The sequence below is a fragment of the Pseudomonas sp. 65/3-MNA-CIBAN-0223 genome, from assembly GCF_040310425.1.
Lineage (GTDB): Bacteria > Pseudomonadota > Gammaproteobacteria > Pseudomonadales > Pseudomonadaceae > Aquipseudomonas > Aquipseudomonas gregormendelii.
Genome location: NZ_JBEOPV010000020.1, coordinates 21,183 through 37,440 on the forward strand (window position 1 = coordinate 21,183; position 16,258 = coordinate 37,440).

At 58.4% G+C, this 16,258-nt stretch carries 14 protein-coding genes; 12 read left to right on the forward strand and 2 right to left on the reverse strand.

Annotated features, from left to right (window positions below):
* Nucleotides 1-7 precede the first annotated feature (7 nt).
* Together AAEZ09_RS21740 and AAEZ09_RS21745 are read left to right on the forward strand one after the other, a co-directional pair.
* Nucleotides 8-958 (forward strand): choline sulfate utilization transcriptional regulator, encoded by a 951-nt coding sequence (locus tag AAEZ09_RS21740; RefSeq protein WP_350600730.1) that lies wholly within the window; start codon nucleotides 8-10, stop codon nucleotides 956-958.
* A 398-nt stretch (nucleotides 959-1,356) separates the two neighbouring features.
* A complete protein-coding gene (locus AAEZ09_RS21745; protein WP_350600731.1) occupies nucleotides 1,357-2,745 on the forward strand; it encodes a hypothetical protein in 1,389 nt (462 codons plus the stop codon).
* A gap of 269 nt (nucleotides 2,746-3,014) precedes the next feature.
* On the opposite strand, the gene AAEZ09_RS21750 is transcribed toward AAEZ09_RS21745, so the two are convergent.
* The gene (locus AAEZ09_RS21750; protein WP_350600732.1) at nucleotides 3,015-3,683 is read right to left on the reverse strand and encodes an NAD(P)-dependent oxidoreductase; all 669 of its coding nucleotides are present in this window, start codon (nucleotides 3,681-3,683) and stop codon (nucleotides 3,015-3,017) included.
* 83 nt (nucleotides 3,684-3,766) lie between these two features.
* Here AAEZ09_RS21750 and AAEZ09_RS21755 point away from each other — a divergent pair, with 83 nt between their 5' ends.
* The 10 genes from AAEZ09_RS21755 (at nucleotide 3,767) to AAEZ09_RS21800 (ending at nucleotide 14,796) form a co-directional block, all read left to right on the forward strand.
* A complete protein-coding gene (locus tag AAEZ09_RS21755) occupies nucleotides 3,767-4,093 on the forward strand; it encodes a DOPA 4,5-dioxygenase family protein (RefSeq protein WP_350600734.1) in 327 nt (108 codons plus the stop codon).
* 325 nt (nucleotides 4,094-4,418) lie between these two features.
* Nucleotides 4,419-5,726, forward strand: a complete 1,308-nt coding sequence (locus tag AAEZ09_RS21760; protein WP_350600735.1) for a CitMHS family transporter — start codon at nucleotides 4,419-4,421, stop codon at nucleotides 5,724-5,726.
* Nucleotides 5,727-5,810: 84 nt separating this feature from the next.
* Nucleotides 5,811-6,578, forward strand: a complete 768-nt coding sequence (locus AAEZ09_RS21765; RefSeq protein WP_045061647.1) for a TerC family protein — start codon at nucleotides 5,811-5,813, stop codon at nucleotides 6,576-6,578.
* Nucleotides 6,579-6,900: 322 nt separating this feature from the next.
* A complete protein-coding gene (locus tag AAEZ09_RS21770; RefSeq protein WP_045061646.1) occupies nucleotides 6,901-8,559 on the forward strand; it encodes a Na/Pi cotransporter family protein in 1,659 nt (552 codons plus the stop codon).
* A 177-nt stretch (nucleotides 8,560-8,736) separates the two neighbouring features.
* Nucleotides 8,737-10,116: a M16 family metallopeptidase gene (locus AAEZ09_RS21775; RefSeq protein ID WP_350600737.1), complete on the forward strand. Its 1,380-nt coding sequence runs from the start codon at nucleotides 8,737-8,739 to the stop codon at nucleotides 10,114-10,116.
* 85 nt (nucleotides 10,117-10,201) lie between these two features.
* Nucleotides 10,202-11,230, forward strand: coding sequence for a DUF5924 family protein (locus AAEZ09_RS21780; RefSeq protein WP_045061644.1), 1,029 nt, complete (start codon nucleotides 10,202-10,204; stop codon nucleotides 11,228-11,230).
* 54 nt (nucleotides 11,231-11,284) lie between these two features.
* The gene (locus tag AAEZ09_RS21785; protein ID WP_350600738.1) at nucleotides 11,285-12,433 is read left to right on the forward strand and encodes an ABC transporter permease; all 1,149 of its coding nucleotides are present in this window, start codon (nucleotides 11,285-11,287) and stop codon (nucleotides 12,431-12,433) included.
* Nucleotides 12,430-13,233 carry an ABC transporter ATP-binding protein gene (locus AAEZ09_RS21790; protein WP_045061642.1) on the forward strand — a complete coding sequence of 268 codons (804 nt, stop codon included), beginning with the start codon at nucleotides 12,430-12,432 and terminating at the stop codon, nucleotides 13,231-13,233. Before AAEZ09_RS21785 ends, AAEZ09_RS21790 begins: the two co-directional genes overlap by 4 nt.
* A 1-nt stretch (nucleotide 13,234) precedes the next feature.
* Complete coding sequence (locus AAEZ09_RS21795) at nucleotides 13,235-14,173, forward strand: MlaD family protein (protein ID WP_350600740.1); 939 nt, start codon at nucleotides 13,235-13,237, stop codon at nucleotides 14,171-14,173.
* The gene (locus AAEZ09_RS21800; protein ID WP_350600741.1) at nucleotides 14,170-14,796 is read left to right on the forward strand and encodes an ABC-type transport auxiliary lipoprotein family protein; all 627 of its coding nucleotides are present in this window, start codon (nucleotides 14,170-14,172) and stop codon (nucleotides 14,794-14,796) included. Before AAEZ09_RS21795 ends, AAEZ09_RS21800 begins: the two co-directional genes overlap by 4 nt.
* Before the next feature lie 128 nt (nucleotides 14,797-14,924).
* On the opposite strand, the gene AAEZ09_RS21805 is transcribed toward AAEZ09_RS21800, so the two are convergent.
* Entirely contained in the window at nucleotides 14,925-16,154 is a 1,230-nt protein-coding gene (locus AAEZ09_RS21805) for a spore maturation protein (RefSeq protein WP_045059129.1), read from the reverse strand.
* Nucleotides 16,155-16,258 lie beyond the last annotated feature (104 nt).

Genomic DNA, 16,258 nt, shown 5'->3' on the forward strand with positions numbered 1-16,258 from the left:
ACAGCTTATGTATGAAGCCCTCGGGAGTCTGTCCCTGGACCTGTTGCGAGCTTTTGAAGCAGCGGCGCGCCAGCGAAGTTTCACCGCCGCCGCCGTGGAGCTGGGGACGACTCAACCCGCCATCAGTCAGCAAATCAAACGGCTGGAAGAGCAACTTGCCACCCGCCTGTTCGATCGGATTTATCGTGGCATTGAGCTGACAGAGGCGGGCATTGTCCTCTTCGAACAGGTGCAGCTCGGTTTGCAGAATATCGATGCAGGACTGGCGGCTATCAGTGCGCAAGATCAGCACGAGGTGCTGCAGGTCGCCACGGATTTCGCGTTCGCCGCCTATTGGTTGATGCCGCGCCTGCACCGCTTCCATGCCGCCAACCCCAATGTGGATGTCAGTCTCGTTACCAGTGAGCGCAGCCACAACATGCTGCGCAGCGATATCGATGTTGCCGTGCTGTTTGGCGACGGGCGCTTCAAGCAAGGTGAGAGTCACTGGCTGTTCAGCGAAGAAGTATTCCCGGTGTGCAGCCCGCTGCTGCTCAAAGACCGTGCGCTGCCCCTGCCGGTCCCTTCGCTGCTGGAACTGCCCCTGCTGCACCTGCGCGGCGAAAATAGCAGCAACTGGTTTGATTGGAGCGGCGTGTTTCGTGAGCTGGGGATCACTTCGGCGCCCGCACCGGGTCAGCTGCGTTTTGATAACTACACCTTGTTGATCCAGGCCGCGATTGGTGGTCAGGGCGTCGCCATCGGTTGGCGACATCTTGTGGATAACTTGCTGTCGGAGGGCTTGTTGTGTCGTCCAATCGCCGCCACGGTCATTTCACGGCTTGGCTACTACGTGGTCCTGCCTCAGCGAAAGCGCCGCGGCGAATTGATTCAGCGATTCGTTGACTGGTTGATGCAGGAGCAGACCCGCAGTGCGCAGTCGCTTAATGGCCTGCCGTTGCCGTCCATCGCGAACTGACGTCAGGCGCGATAAAGCTCACGTTGCGGTATAGGGGACTAAATCACTTACTTGTTGTGCTGTAAGTGCCTGAACGAAAAGCTTCGGGCGATTTCAGGGAGTGGACTTCTCCAGAGTTATGCCGTACGAAAGTTCCGATCTGATAAGTCGAGTATTTAAATCATACTGTATGTTTCTTCAGGCGCTTAGTAAGATTTTGTCACACGATGCCCGTAAAATTCAAATGATTTGTTGGGTTGAAAAATGCTTAATATTGCAAATAAGCCAGACATGTATTGGCTTATGTGACTGTTTAGGAGAAATCCTATATCTATAATAAATATGCAGAGAGTTTTTGCATGCTAAGCGCTCGAATTTCACCATCATACTCACTTATAAATCTACAAGAAAACACAAGCGTGACAAAAGATCCAAAAGTTAAGCGCGTGCTCATAAATGTAGACAATGAGCCATCACGTGATACTGCGTGGCCCGTGAGGGATATTGAAAGCGCCAGACCACCGCAAGCGTCCAATGGTCCGAAAAAATCAGGTAAAGGACTTATATGGAAGGTGTTACTTTCGGTGGTGGGGGGGCTGGCAGTAGTAGCCTGTGGAATAGCAAGCGCGACGATCCGTCGCTCTGACGCTTTTGGTGTTCAGCGCGTACCTGTACCAAATCGACTCATAATGTCCCCCGAACATCAGCTCATGATTGAAAGTATTCCGTTTGGAAATGAAACCGCACTCCTTGATAAATTCATTCGTGCCCCCCGAACTGGAATAGCAGAACGTTTGAATCACTGGACGATCGATAACATTGGTGGAGAAGAACTGGCCCGGGATGGAGAGATAAAGCGGCTTTATCCGCAAGTATTCGAAGCCATAGAAGAGGCTCGAAAGGGGTCAGTCGCCGTGCTGGAGGCAACTAAAAACAGGTGTACACAATCATGCGACTCCCCAATGCCAGTGAGGGTTAACGCTACTCAAGAAGCAAAAGATGTTATAGGCGCTGTCCTGTATGACATGGGCGTTGATGAAAGTAAAATTGAAAGTCAAATTGAGCCGGTATTTGATAACCTTTTGTCCGAGATGGGTACCTCTAGGGAGTCATTTGCTCAAAGAGAAACCTATACCTCCCCGGACACAAATGAAATAGACTTCAAGCTTAAATTAACAAAAAACCCATGCCATTTAGAAAGTGTGGTTGGGGAATGTATTCAGTATATCTTGGTAAAGCAAACTCCTGAGGGAATTCAACGTGATCGGGATGATAATAGGCCCGCGACCTACGCGGCTACAGTGCATCCGGTCATATCATTGATTGGCGACAAATATCCTATAATAATAATAACAAATAACATAGAAGACCCGATTAAACACCCGATGCTCTTCAAGCACATCATTACCCATGAGGTGGATCATTATACTGGCTCGCCGGATATATTTTATACCGGTATTGACAGGGCGATACTGAATAACACTCAGGGAGATGATGACAAAAAGACTTACTTGAAAAAATGTGAAGAGCTTCGGGCTGACATGCCAGATATAATTAAAAATAGTCCTGATTCAATGCAACCTGCCGCAGGACTGTTTTTTGATACGCATGGTAGAGACGATCCAGATATGGGAATGCTTGATAAAAAGGATAAACTTGAAAAGCTGCTTGCTTCAAATGATACAACATGGGACGCATTTATTAAAACCAGTACCGATTTTAAAACTATGGGGATGCATTGCGACTATCTGCAGGAGCAAGAATCGGCATTATTGATTAGTGATGTTCTTGACGGGCTGGGCATGTAGAAATAAAATATGCGATCCACAAACCTGACAGCCGTAAAAAAACGAGTGTAAGTCCCTAGTCAATGGTCAGGTGCGGCCATGTCTCGTACCGATCTTTTCCGCAAGCTATGCATTCATCAGTCCCGGTGTTGCTGACCATCGTGCATTATCCGGCTATTGCAGCATAATGCACGGCTCCCGTTAATAACGCACAAGAACAAACATGGGTTGTTCATTGAACATTTGAACTCACCGATTCGATTGATACTGTACCTCGACACTCGCCCCCCTCACTTTGCAACACCACTCGCGATAAAATTCACGTGCTCGCCGACATGTAAACGTAACTGCAGCTCATCGGCGATTCCCACCGCCACCCGGCTCAATCGCTCAAGCGGCTCACTCAGACCCGGCTCAAGGCTACTGCTGACCTGGCTAAAGTGTTCGATGGTCAGCCCCGGAACACCCCGCGGTGCGTTAACCATTGTCCATTGCAAATCGCTGCTTTGCAGGGCCTCGCGAATTTCTTCAGCCGCATGGCGTTGCAGGCGATCCTCTATTTCCGGTTCGTCCAATACCTCGAAATCACCCACCAGGAACAGTCGCGCAATACGGGATGCCTGCATGCCTTCGATCAGCGCATCCACAGCCAACACTTGTTCCACGGGCCCCGGGATAATGGTTTTTTCCACGTATTCGCTGTTGAAAGGCAGCCCTGGCGCGTCTAACAGGCAGACCACGGCGGTACTGCCGGCCACGCTCTGCTTAACCCGGTCAGCGTCAAACAGGTCGCCGATCTTGGTGCGCAGCCCCGGACGGGGTGGGAGCGCTGTGAGGTCGTCGAGAATCGCGATCACTTCATGCTGACGCCGCAGCATTTCAGCCATCAGCGCACTGCCCAGGCTACTCATGGCACCATAAAGCACCACTTTCACAACGGGGGTTTCGGCATTTTTCATGGCAGGGGTCCCTTGATCGCAACGTATATGGCGTGTGACCCGCAGCAATCGTTCAGGGTTCGACCGGGTTTGGAGGGTTTCAGATGCGAGGGATAAAGGGCTATCACGCCCACGTGTACTTCGACGCGAGCAACATTGATCAGGCACGGGCATTGTGCGAGCGGGCAGCGCAGCTGTTTCCCCTGAGGATGGGGCGCGTGCACGAACGTCCGGTAGGTCCGCACCCGGACTGGAGCTGCCAGTTGGCCTTCGAGCCACACTACCTGGGCGAGGTGCTGCCGTGGCTGGCGCTCAACCGCAAGGGCCTGGTGGTGTTCCTGCATCCCGAGACCGGCAACAATCTGCTGGACCACACCGAGCATGCAATCTGGATGGGGGCGATTCGACCCCTGGATTTGAGCATTTTTTGATCAGCGAGATTCACCCTCGGTCCTCTATGCGCACATGGATGCTGTCCGACGACCGGTTAAACATCCGGTCATTGCTTTCACTGGCGAAAGCTGGCTGAAAGCTTCCCCGATTAGGATCGCCTCACTCCCGGCAACAGACCGGTTGGCCCACACGAGTGTTTTGCTGCTCGCACGGCCCATTTAACAACAACAATGGTGATCCTGATGTCCTTCTCAATCCGCCCCTGCGCTGTAACTCCGCCCGCTCGACTCGTGCTTCCCGTTCTGCGCTGACCTCACCCGGTTCGCTCATTTCCCCTAGCCGCGCCACGCCTGGAGTATTCCCATGCTGACTTTCCTTGGCTTTGCCATGGTCATCACGTTCATGTTCCTGATCATGACCAAGCGCCTGTCCGCGCTGATTGCCCTGATCATCATCCCGATTGTTTTCGCCCTGTTCGGTGGTTTTGCGCCGAAGATCGGTCCGATGATGCTCGAAGGCATCACCAAGCTCGCGCCGACCGGTGTGATGCTGATGTTCGCGATTCTCTACTTCGCCCTGATGATCGACTCCGGCCTGTTCGACCCGGCTGTGCGCAAGATCCTCAAACTGGTCAAGGGCGACCCGCTGAAAGTTTCGGTCGGCACCGCCGTACTGGCGCTCGTCGTCTCCCTTGATGGTGACGGCGCGACCACTTACATGATCTGCGTGGCGGCCATGCTGCCGCTCTACAGCCGCATCGGCATGAGCCCGCGCATCATGGCCGGCCTGATCATCCTCGCCGGTGGCGTGATGAACATGACCCCGTGGGGTGGCCCGACCGCCCGTGCCGCGAGCGCGCTGCACGTGGACCCGTCCGACATCTTCGTGCCGATGATTCCGGCGATGCTGGCGGGTGTGGTGGCGATCCTGGCAATTGCCTACTTCTACGGCAAACGCGAACGCGCTCGTCTGGGTGAACTGCACCTGGCGGGCGATGAAATTGACCACAGTGAGATCAGCGTTTCGCAATTCCCGGATGCCCGCCGTCCGAAGCTTATCTGGTTCAACGGCGCGTTGACGCTGGTGCTGATGTGCACCCTGATTGGCGGCTTGTTGCCACTGCCGGTGTTGTTCATGGTGGCGTTCAGTATCGCGATGATCGTCAACTACCCTTGCCTGCAAATGCAGAAAGATCGCGTTGCGGCCCATGCCGGCAGCGTGCTGGCAGTGGTCGGTTTGATCTTCGCGGCCGGTATTTTCACCGGTATCCTGTCGGGCACCGGCATGGTTGATGCGATGTCGAAAAGCCTGCTGGCGGTGATTCCGGATTTCCTCGGCCCGTACCTGGCAGTGATTACCGCGCTGGTGAGCATGCCGTTCACATTTTTCATGTCGAACGATGCATTTTATTACGGCGTGTTACCGGTACTTGCCGAAGCAGCGAGTCATTACGGTATAACCGCAGTTGAAATGGCACGTGCCTCGATCGTCGGTCAGCCCGTCCACTTGTTGAGCCCGCTGGTACCCTCGACTTATCTGTTGGTGGCCCTGGCCGGTATCGACTTCGGTGACCACCAGCGCTTTACCCTGAAGTGGGCAGTTCTGGTGTGCATGTGCATACTTGTTGCAGCATTGCTGATGGGGGTTTTTCCGCTGTTCAGCACTCTATAAGCCCAAGACTCACCGTGAAGGGTCCTGGCTTTTTGATCGAAGCCCGGACCCTTCGTGGTTCAACACATCCTCAAAGGAATACACATGGAATGGCTGACCAACCCTGAGATCTGGGTTGCCTTCTTTACCCTGACCGCCCTGGAAATCGTCCTGGGTATCGATAACATCATCATGATTTCGATCCTGGTCAGCCGCATGCCCAAACACATGCAGGCGCGTACCCGGATCTTCGGCCTGGCGCTGGCCATGGTCACGCGAATCCTGTTGTTGCTGTCGATTACCTGGGTCATGCAGCTCACCGCAGACCTGTTCGAGGTCTTCGGCCAAGGCATTTCCGGGCGTGACCTGATCCTGTTCTTCGGCGGCCTGTTCCTGCTGTGGAAAAGCTCGCAAGAGATGTATCACGCGCTGGAAGGCGAAGACGAGACCGGTGAGGAACCGACCGGCAAGGGTGGCAACTTCCTGTACACCATCATCCAGATTGCGATCATCGACATCGTGTTCTCCCTGGATTCGGTGATCACGGCGGTGGGCATGGTCTCCCATGTACCGGTCATGGTCGCGGCCATTGTTGTCGCCGTACTGGTGATGATGTTGGCGGCCGGCACTATCAGCTCGTTCATCGACAAGCATCCGTCGTTGAAAATGCTGGCGTTGTCGTTCCTGCTGGTAGTCGGCACCGTGTTGATCGCCGAGTCGTTCGAAGTCCACGTACCCAAAGGCTACGTCTACTTCGCCATGGCGTTCTCGCTGGCGGTGGAAGCGTTCAACATCAAGATGCGCACTGCCATGGCAAGAAAGCGCAAGCAGCAGGACCCGGTGAAACTGCGCAAGGATATTCCTGGCCAGTAATATCGCTAACCTGCATGAAACCTGGGGGAGCGAGCCTGCTCGTGATGGTCGTCAACGATAACGCGTACTGACTGAGTCAACTCGTTGTCCTCGATACCATCGCGAGCAGGCTCGCTCCCACAGGGCATGAATGGGGACCTCAGGGTCCCTATTTTGTTTTTCCATCCAGCTGTTTTTATGACACTTTTGTTTCAATCATCTGTTTAGCTATGCGATGCTGGCGCGCAGACCGTTAGCCAACTACAGCTTAAGTACAGAACGTAGAAAAACGCGCGGCACGTCAACTTGCTCCTTTGGGGCGCTACCACCACAGGGGGCCTTTATGCTCACCCTGCTCAATTTGTTATCTGCCGTGGCCCTGCTGATCTGGGGCACGCACATCGTCCGAACCGGCATCCTGCGGGTCTACGGGTCCAATCTGCGCCATGTGATTGGCCAGAACATGTCCAGGCGCTGGCTGGCGTTTATTTCCGGCATCGTCGTGACGGCCATGGTCCAGAGCAGTAACGCCACGGCCATGCTCGTCACTTCTTTTGTTGGACAGGGCCTGATGGCACTGACCCCGGCGCTGGCGACCATGCTTGGCGCAGACGTCGGCACGGCGTTGATGGCCCGGGTACTGACTTTCGATCTGTCCTGGTTGTCGCCGCTGCTGATTTTTGTCGGGGTGATTTTCTTCCTATCCCGCAAGCAGACGCGACTTGGGCAGATGGGACGGGTCAGCATTGGTCTGGGCTTGATCATTCTGGCGCTGCAGCTGATCGTTGAATCCGCCGCGCCGATCACCCAGGCCCAAGGCGTAAAGGTGATTTTCGCCTCGCTGACCGGCGATATCCTGCTCGACGCCCTGGTCGGCGCGCTGTTTGCGATGGTCTCCTACTCAAGCCTCGCCGCCGTGCTGCTCACCGCCACGCTTGCCGGCGCGGGAGTGATCAGCCTGCCGGTGGCTATCGGCCTGGTGATTGGCGCGAACATCGGCAGCGGCGTGCTGGCCTTCCTCAGCACCAGCATGCAAAACGCCGCAGGCCGGCAGGTTGCGCTCGGCAGCCTGTTGTACAAACTGATAGGGCTATTGCTGATCATTCCGGTGCTGGACCCTTTGGTGCACTGGATCGACAGCCTCGACTTCAGCCCGCAGGAAATGGTCATCGGCTTCCATTTGCTCTACAACACCGTGCGCTGCCTGATCCTGCTACCCAGCGTGGGGCCGATGGCCAGGTTGTGTGCCTGGTTGCTACCGGAACGTCCGGAGATCAATGGCACGGCCAGACCTCGCCACCTGGACCTGACTGCGCTGGTCACACCCAGCCTGGCGCTGGCCAACGCGGCACGGGAAACCCTGCGCATCGGCGACCTGATCGATAACATGCTCGAAGCCATGCTCGATGTGCTGCACGGCAAGCAGACGGCCGTGACTCAGGAAATGCGCCGCCTGACGGATGATGTTGAATCGCTCTACAGCGCGATCAAGCTGTACCTGGCGCAAATGCCCCGTGAAGACTTGAGCGAGCAGGACAGTCGACGCTGGGCGGAGACCATCGAGCTGGCGATCAATCTAAAGCTTGCCAGCGACCTGATCGAACGTATGCTGCGCAAGGTCCAGCAACAGAAGACTTCGCAGCGTCGGTCATTTTCCGAAGTGGGCCTGGAGGAGTTGGCGGGGCTGCACAGCCAGCTGATCTCCAACCTGCGCCTGGGGTTGTCGGTGTACCTCAGTTCCGACAAGGAAAGCGCCCGCCAGTTGTTGCGTGAGAAACGTCGCTTTCGCGCGCAGGAACGGCGCCTGGCGCATGCCCATGTGAGCCGTTTGCAGCGCAAGATTGTGCAGAGTATCGAGACCAGTTCCTTGCATCTGGAGCTGATTGCCGACATGAAGCGCCTCAATTCACTGTTTTGCAGCAGTGCCTATGCAGTGCTGGAAACGTCCGACACAGGTGCGCTGGCGGTGGACGATTTGGCGGACATCACACATTCGCCTTGAACGTCTGCCAAGGTGGTGAGTCAGTAACATTGGTTCAGCCTCAAGACCGCTTTCGCGAGCAAGCCCGCTCCCACAGGGGGTTGTGAGCCCCAAAAATCTAATGGGGAAGCGGGCTTGCCCGCGAAAGCGGCCTGACTGACGACATGGATCTCCGATTAGGTTGCCTGGAAGCCCGTTATGCGTTGCCTGTTGTTCGCCTGTCTACTGCTTGGCTCATTACCCTCATTCGCCCTGGATCGCTTCCAGGTCGAGGGCTATACGTTGCCCAACGGTTTGCAATTGCTGCTCAAGCCCGGCATGGACCGTGGTCACGTGGCGATTCGCCTGGTGGTGGGCGTCGGTCTGGATGACTTCGGTTGTGCCGACAAGGAGCTGCCGCACCTGCTCGAACATCTGTTGTTCAGCGGCATCGACGCCACCGGCGAAGGTGGGCTGGAAGAGCGCATGCAGGCCCTGGGCGGCGAATGGAATGCCTACACCAGCAACGCCGACACCACGTTCGTCATAGAGGCGCCGGCGAAAAACCAGCGCAAAGTGCTGGATCTGTTGCTGGCCCTGTTGACCCAGACCCGTTTTGACGACAACGCGATCAATGCCGCCAAGCAGGTGGTGGAGCGTGAGGACGGTGGCCACTATTCTCACCTGCAGCGTTGGCTCGATCGTCAGGATCTGGGCCATACCGCGAGTAACCAGCTGGCAGTGGAACTGGGCCTCAAATGCCCTGAGCGCGCGCAAGTCGATCACCTGACTCGCGAGCAGCTCGAGGACGTGCGCAACGCCTGGTACGCCCCCAACAACATGACGTTGATCGTGGTCGGCGACCTTGATCGCCTGCTGCCAGCCTACCTGGAGCGGGCCTATGGCGAGCTCGAGGCGGTTGACCCGACCGATCACCCGCCCCTGCCGGAAATCAAGGCAACGGCTGCCCACGAGCGCACGTTGAGCCACGGCCTGGTTGGCAACGGCGCCAAGCTGCACTGGCTGGTGCCCGAGCCGGTACTGGAGGACCAGCACGACGAGACCTTTGATTTGCTCAAGGACTACCTGGACTGGGCGCTCTACCGCCAGATGCGCCTGGCACATAGCCTGTCCTACGGGCCCTCGGCCGAGCGCGAGGTGTTCGGCGGGGTCGGTTTCATGAGCCTCAATGCGGACCTGGAGCGCGATGATTTGCCCGCAGCCAAGCAGGTCCTGGAAGAACTCAAGGCCGGCCTGCTCAAGGACGGTCTAAACGTCGAGACTTTCAACCGCCTCAAACAGGCCGCCATCGCCCGTCAGGCCTGGGCCGTGCAGGGCAACAGTGCGCTGGCCGATTATTACTGGGGCGCGCTGGGTGACTTCCAGAACGGGCGCTTTGCTGACCCGGCCAGGGATCTGCAGGGCGTCACCCTGGAAGAAGCCAACCGGGCCATGCGCTCGTTGTTGTTGCAGCCGGGGTATCTGCGCATTGAAAAGCCGTTGGTCAGTGATGATGAGTTGATCTGGCTGGTGGCCGGGATGTTGGGCCTGCTGGTACTTGGATTGTTGGCGTGGCGTTTGCGCCGAAAGATTTCATGACGACGGGGGCGAGCCTGCTCGCCACACCGCCCTCCCGGGCGGTAATCTGTCGAGGATTTTTCCTACGACTAGTGCGAACCGCCGAATGCCAACCCTGACCCTGTACGTGCAGCGCATACTGGAATTGATGAAGCGCTACCCTGGGGTCATTGCGCTCGGTGGTTTTATCTCCGGGGTCGGCAGTTTCATTCTGGTCGATCGCCAGCAAGGGCTGGCGACCTGGATCACCATCATCATGGTTCTCAGCTGGATCTGGCTGATGCTGGAAAACAGCCTGACCAAGCTGTTTGCCAAAATCTTCAAGCGCGAGATCCCCCAGCCCTTGCTGCGCTATGCCACGCAGATGATCCACCAGGAAAGCCTGTTCTTCGTCCTGCCGTTCTTTTTCATCACCACCACCTGGAACAGCGGGCAGTTGTTCTTTACCGGGCTGCTGTGTATCGCCGCGCTGATATCGATCATCGACCCGCTCTACTACAAGTGGCTGGCCCCCCGCCGCTGGGCGTTCCTGGCCCTGCATACGCTGACCTTGTTCGCCGCGCTGCTGACCGCCCTGCCCGTCATCCTGCACCTGACCACAGCCCAGAGCTTCAAACTGGCCCTGGGCACTGCGGTGGTCCTGTCGTTTCCCAGCCTGGCGTCGATCTTTCCCATTCGCACGGTACGCAACGCGGTGGCGATCCTGAGTATCACCGTGGGGATCGGTGGCGTCGGCTGGGTGCTGCGTTCCTGGGTGCCGCCGGCGACACTGTGGATGACCGATGTCGCCATCAGCACGCAACTGCAGGACCGCACCCCTGGCGACAGCCTGGATGAAGTCACGGTCGAGCAGATCCGTGGTGGCGGGCTGTATGCCTACACCGCGATCAACGCGCCACGCGGGCTGGACGAGCGGATTTACCACGTGTGGAAGTTCAACGGCAAAGAGGTCGATCGCATCCCGCTGGATATTCATGGCGGGCGCAAGGAAGGCTATCGCGCGTGGACTCACAAGCAGAACTTCCCGGGCAATCCGGCAGGTAACTGGCAGGTGCGGGTGCTCACCGAGGATGGCCAGGTCATTGGCGTGTTACGTTTCAAGATCACAGACAGCACACCGATCAAAGAAAAGTAATACGCTGCGTGATATTACGTACCACAGTCATTGAGTCGAACAAGCATGGAGCTTATGACCAGCAGTACAACGGCCGGCAACGCCCAACTGGACGCCTCTCACTCTCCTGCACGATTGCGGGTCACGGGTGACTGGACGCTTGCCCATTACGCCAACCTCAAGGGCCTTTGCGAAACCATTCGCGGCCAATACGACGACAGCACCCACATCGACCTCAATGGCCTGGGCGCCCTCGATACGGCCGGCGCGTCGTTGTTGGTGGAGTTGTTGGGATCCGAACGGCTTGGCAAGTCCGCCGAGCACCCGGACTGCACCTTGTCCGGCGCCGATCGCGCACTGCTGCAAACCGTCTATTGTTCCATGACTGATTTCTGCGTGCCGATCAAGGAGCCCGAAGTCAGCGTCGGCATCCAACTGCTGACGCGCATCGGGCGCGCGGTGGACGCGGTCTGGCAAGACACCCTGCAGTTGCTCGGGTTTGTCGGCCTGATCCTGGAAACCATCGCCCGCGGCCTGTTTCGCCCTAAACGCTGGCGCATCACGCCAATGGTGGCGCACATCGAGCAAACCGGTCTGGACGCTGCGCCGATTGTTGCCCTGCTGACCTTCCTGGTCGGTGCTGTGGTGGCATTTCTGGGGGCGACGGTGCTGGCGAGTTTTGGTGCGAGTATCTTTACCGTGGACCTGGTGGCGTTCTCGTTCCTGCGCGAGTTCGGCGTGTTGCTCACCGCGATCCTGATGGCCGGCCGCACCGCCAGCGCGTTCACCGCCCAGATAGGGTCGATGAAGGCCAACGAAGAAATCGACGCCATTCGCACATTGGGCCTGGACCCCATGGAGCTGCTGGTCGTGCCGCGAGTCCTTGCGCTGCTGGTCGCGCTGCCGATGCTGACGTTTCTGGCGATGCTCTCCGGGATTATCGGCGGCGGTGTGGTGTGCGCGGTTTCGCTGGATATCTCCCCGGCGATGTTCCTCTCGCTGTTGCAATCGGATATTGGCGTTCAGCACTTCCTGGTGGGCATCGTCAAAGCGCCGATCTTCGCCTTCCTGATTGCCGCCATCGGTTGTCTGGAGGGCTTCAAGGTCAGCGGCAGCGCCGAGTCCGTTGGGGCACACACCACGTCGAGTGTGGTCCAGTCGATTTTTGTGGTGATTGTGCTCGATGCCGTGGCCGCGCTGTTTTTCATGGAGATGGGCTGGTGAGTCGTCAACCCCGAGCGTCCTCCGAGGCGGTGATCGAAGTTCGCGGCTTGTGCAATCGTTTCGGCAGCCAGAGCGTGCATGAGAATCTCGACCTGGACTTGTACAAAGGCGAGATTCTCGCCGTGGTCGGTGGTTCCGGCAGCGGCAAATCGGTGCTGTTGCGCAGCATCGTCGGCTTGCGCCAGCCCAGCGAGGGCATGGTGAAGGTCTTCGGGAAAAACCTGCCGGCCCTTCCCGAGCACGAGCGCTCGCTGGTGGAGCGCCGTTTTGGCGTGCTGTTCCAGAAAGGCGCCCTGTTCTCCTCGCTGACCGTCACCGAGAACGTCGCCCTGCCCCTAATCGAGCACGCGGGGTTGAGCCGCAATGACGCCGAGCACCTGGCGGCGGTAAAGCTGGCCTTGGCGGGCTTGCCGCTGTCTGCTGCGGACAAGTACCCCGCTTCGCTGTCCGGCGGGATGATCAAGCGCGCCGCACTGGCTCGCGCGCTGGCGCTGGATCCGGACATCCTGTTTCTCGACGAGCCCACCGCCGGCCTTGATCCCATCGGCGCTGCCGCCTTCGACCAATTGATCCTGACCCTGCGTGATGCGCTGGGCTTGAGTGTGTTTCTGGTTACCCACGACCTGGACACCCTCTACACCATCACCGATCGAGTGGCGGTGCTGGCGCAGAAAAAAGTGCTGGTGGCGGATGCCATCGACAAGGTTTCGGAAACCGACGATGCGTGGATTCACGAATATTTCCACGGCCCTCGCGGCCGCGCGGCGCTGACTGCCGCTCAACAGCTCAACGAGGTCTGACATGGAAACCCGAGCCCATCACGTACTGATCGGCCTGTTCACGGTAATTGTGGTGGCAGCCGCCCTGCTCTTCGGGCTCTGGCTGGCCAAGTCCAGTGTGGATACCGAGTTCAAGGACTACGAAATCGTGTTCAACGAGGCGGTCAGCGGCCTGTCCAAAGGCAGCGCCGTGCAATACAGCGGGATCAAGGTCGGCGATGTGGTGACCCTGCGCCTGGACCCGAACGATCCGCGTCGGGTACTGGCGCGGATTCGCCTGGGCGGCGAGACGCCGATCAAGGAAGACACCCAGGCGAAGCTGGCGCTGACCGGGGTTACCGGCACGTCGATCATCCAGCTGAGCGGCGGCACGCCCCAGAGCCCGACGCTCAAGGGCAAGGACGGCAAGCTGCCGGTGATCGTGGCGTCGCCCTCGCCCATCGCTCGCCTGCTGAACGACAGCAACGACCTGATGGCGGGCGTCAACACGCTGATGCACAACGCCAACCTGATGTTCTCCACGGAAAACGTCGAGCGCATCAGCAAGACCCTGGAGCACCTGGAGCAGACGACGGGCACCATCGCGGACCAGCGCGGCGATATCCGCCAGGCCATGCAACAGCTGGCATCAGTGGGCAAGCAGGCGGGCGCCATGCTGGAACAGACCTCTGCGCTGATGCGCAATGCCAACGGCCTGCTCAATGATCAGGGCAAGCAGATGTTCGGCAGCGCCGAGCAAGCCATGAAGTCGCTGGAACAAAGCAGCGCCACCATCAATAAGCTGCTGTCCAGCAACCAGGACTCGCTCAACAATGGCATGCAGGGTCTTAACGGGCTCGCACCCGCTGTGCGAGAACTGCGCGATACGCTGACCTCGTTGCGCGCCATCTCCCAGCGCCTGGAAGCCAATCCCAGCGGATATCTGCTGGGCAACGACAAGAACAAGGAATTCACCCCATGAAGCTGACCCGCGCCCTGCTCTTCACCGGTTTTGCGCTGATCAGTGCCTGCTCGATCCTGCCCAAGTCGGATCCGTCGGATGTGTATCGACTGCCATCGCCTCAAGGCGCTGCTCCGGTCAGGCACGACGCCGTTCAGCCGTGGTCGTTGCGTCTGGCCAAACCCCAAGCAAGTCAGGCACTGAACAGCCCGAACATCGCCGTCATTCCCCAGGGCGACCTGATCAGCAGTTACAAAGCCTCGCGTTGGAGTGACCCCGCCCCCGTGTTGCTGCGCAATCGCCTGCTGGATGGCTTTCAGCGTGACGGCCGGGTACCGTTGCTAAGCACTGACGACAGCAACTTCCAGGCGGACCTGGAGCTCGGTGGCAATTTGCAGGCGTTCCAGACCGAGTATCAGGGTACGGCAGCTACCGTGGTGGTGCGTCTGGATGCGTTGTTGGTGCGCGGGTATGACCAGCGGATTCTCGCCAGTCGCCGCTTTGAAGTGCGCCAGCCGCTGACCGACGTGCAGGTGCCGGCCGTGGTGGCCGGGTTTGGCCTGGCGAGCGACCAGTTGACGGCGCAGGTGGTGGATTGGGCGGTGGCGCAAGGCCAAAAAGCAGCCCCGCTGCCGCGCCCATAAATCCGGCACATTCCCTCTCCAGGCGCGAGCTAGATCGCGAAGCGCTTGAGGGGGCCGCTGGGTGTCAGGTTGCCAGCGTTATCGTTCACGACCATCGCGAGCGAGCTCGCTCCTACAAGGGGCCCTTGTTAGCCGAAGAACCAGTAGCAAACGCCGATTGCGCAGGCAACTCCGGCGAACTCCGCCAATAAAGCGCAGCCAACAGCATGCCGCGCACGCTGAATTCCTACCGCGCCGAAGTACACCGCCAACACATAAAACGTGGTTTCAGTGCTGCCCTGTATCGTTGCCGCCACCAACGCCGGGAAGCTGTCGACCCCAGACGTTTTCATGGTCTCGATCAACATGGCGCGGGCGGCGCTGCCGGAGAAGGGTTTGACCATCGCGGTCGGTAGCGCGTCAACGAACCGCGTGTCCCAACCCGCCCACTCCACAAGGTGCCGAATGCCATCCAGGCCAAAATCCAGCGCGCCCGAGGCCCGCAACACGCCGACCGCGCAGAGCATCGCCACCAGGTACGGCAACAGATTCTTCGCTACATCGAAGCCTTCCTTCGCACCTTCGACGAACGCTTCATAGACCTTAACTTTGCGTAGCGCGCCAATCACCAGGAACAGCATGATCAGGCCAAACAGCGTCAGGTTGCCGAGAATGGAAGACAGGCCGGCCAATGCGGTGGCTGACAGCGTCGCCAGCAGTGCCATGAAGCCGCCGAGTGCCAGGGCACCGGGGATCATGTAGGCAAGCACCACCGGATCCCACAGACGCAGGCGTTGCATGAATGCCACGGATAGCAACCCAACCAGAGTCGAACAGCTGGTGGCCAGCAGGATCGGCAGGAACACCAGGGTTGGATCCGGCGCACCTTGCTGCGCCCGGTACATGAAGATCGTCACCGGCAGCAGCGTCAGCGAAGAGGCATTGAGCACCAGGAAGAGGATTTGCGCGTTGCTGGCAATGGTCGGGCTGGGGTTGAGCTCCTGCAGTGCCTTCATGGCTTTCAAGCCGATTGGTGTGGCAGCGTTGTCCAGGCCCAGGCCGTTGGCGGCGAAGTTGAGGGTGATCAGGCCGATCGCCGGGTGACCCGCCGGGACTTCCGGCATCAGCCGCAGGAACAGCGGCCCCAACGCTTTTGCCAACCAGTCGACGATGCCGGCTTTTTCGGCGATCCGCAGAAAGCCCAGCCAAAGGGTGAGGGTGCCAAACAACAGGACCATGACCTCGACCGACAACTTGGCCATGGCGAAAATGCTCTCCACCATCGCGGCAAAGATCCCGGCGTTGCCGCCAATCAACCACTGCGCCAGCGCTGATACGGCGGCCACGATGAAGAAGCCAAGCCACAGGCCATTAAGCATCAGTCAAATCCCCCAAAGAATGCGGCGAATGATAGCGGGGTAGCCAGAAACGACAAACCCCGGATTTCTCCGGGGTTTGTCTGGCGGCCTATTTACATGGATGG

What these genes read in the sequence shown, in the direction of transcription:
- AAEZ09_RS21740 (WP_350600730.1), top strand. Translation starts at nt 8, where the DNA reads ATGTATGAAGCCCTCGGGAGTCTGTCCCTGGACCTGTTGCGAGCTTTT.
- AAEZ09_RS21750 (WP_350600732.1), bottom strand. Translation starts at nt 3,683, where the DNA reads ATGAAAAATGCCGAAACCCCCGTTGTGAAAGTGGTGCTTTATGGTGCC.
- AAEZ09_RS21755 (WP_350600734.1), top strand. Translation starts at nt 3,767, where the DNA reads ATGCGAGGGATAAAGGGCTATCACGCCCACGTGTACTTCGACGCGAGC.
- AAEZ09_RS21760 (WP_350600735.1), top strand. Translation starts at nt 4,419, where the DNA reads ATGCTGACTTTCCTTGGCTTTGCCATGGTCATCACGTTCATGTTCCTG.
- AAEZ09_RS21765 (WP_045061647.1), top strand. Translation starts at nt 5,811, where the DNA reads ATGGAATGGCTGACCAACCCTGAGATCTGGGTTGCCTTCTTTACCCTG.
- AAEZ09_RS21770 (WP_045061646.1), top strand. Translation starts at nt 6,901, where the DNA reads ATGCTCACCCTGCTCAATTTGTTATCTGCCGTGGCCCTGCTGATCTGG.
- AAEZ09_RS21775 (WP_350600737.1), top strand. Translation starts at nt 8,737, where the DNA reads ATGCGTTGCCTGTTGTTCGCCTGTCTACTGCTTGGCTCATTACCCTCA.
- AAEZ09_RS21780 (WP_045061644.1), top strand. Translation starts at nt 10,202, where the DNA reads ATGCCAACCCTGACCCTGTACGTGCAGCGCATACTGGAATTGATGAAG.
- AAEZ09_RS21785 (WP_350600738.1), top strand. Translation starts at nt 11,285, where the DNA reads ATGACCAGCAGTACAACGGCCGGCAACGCCCAACTGGACGCCTCTCAC.
- AAEZ09_RS21795 (WP_350600740.1), top strand. Translation starts at nt 13,235, where the DNA reads ATGGAAACCCGAGCCCATCACGTACTGATCGGCCTGTTCACGGTAATT.
- AAEZ09_RS21800 (WP_350600741.1), top strand. Translation starts at nt 14,170, where the DNA reads ATGAAGCTGACCCGCGCCCTGCTCTTCACCGGTTTTGCGCTGATCAGT.
- AAEZ09_RS21805 (WP_045059129.1), bottom strand. Translation starts at nt 16,154, where the DNA reads ATGCTTAATGGCCTGTGGCTTGGCTTCTTCATCGTGGCCGCCGTATCA.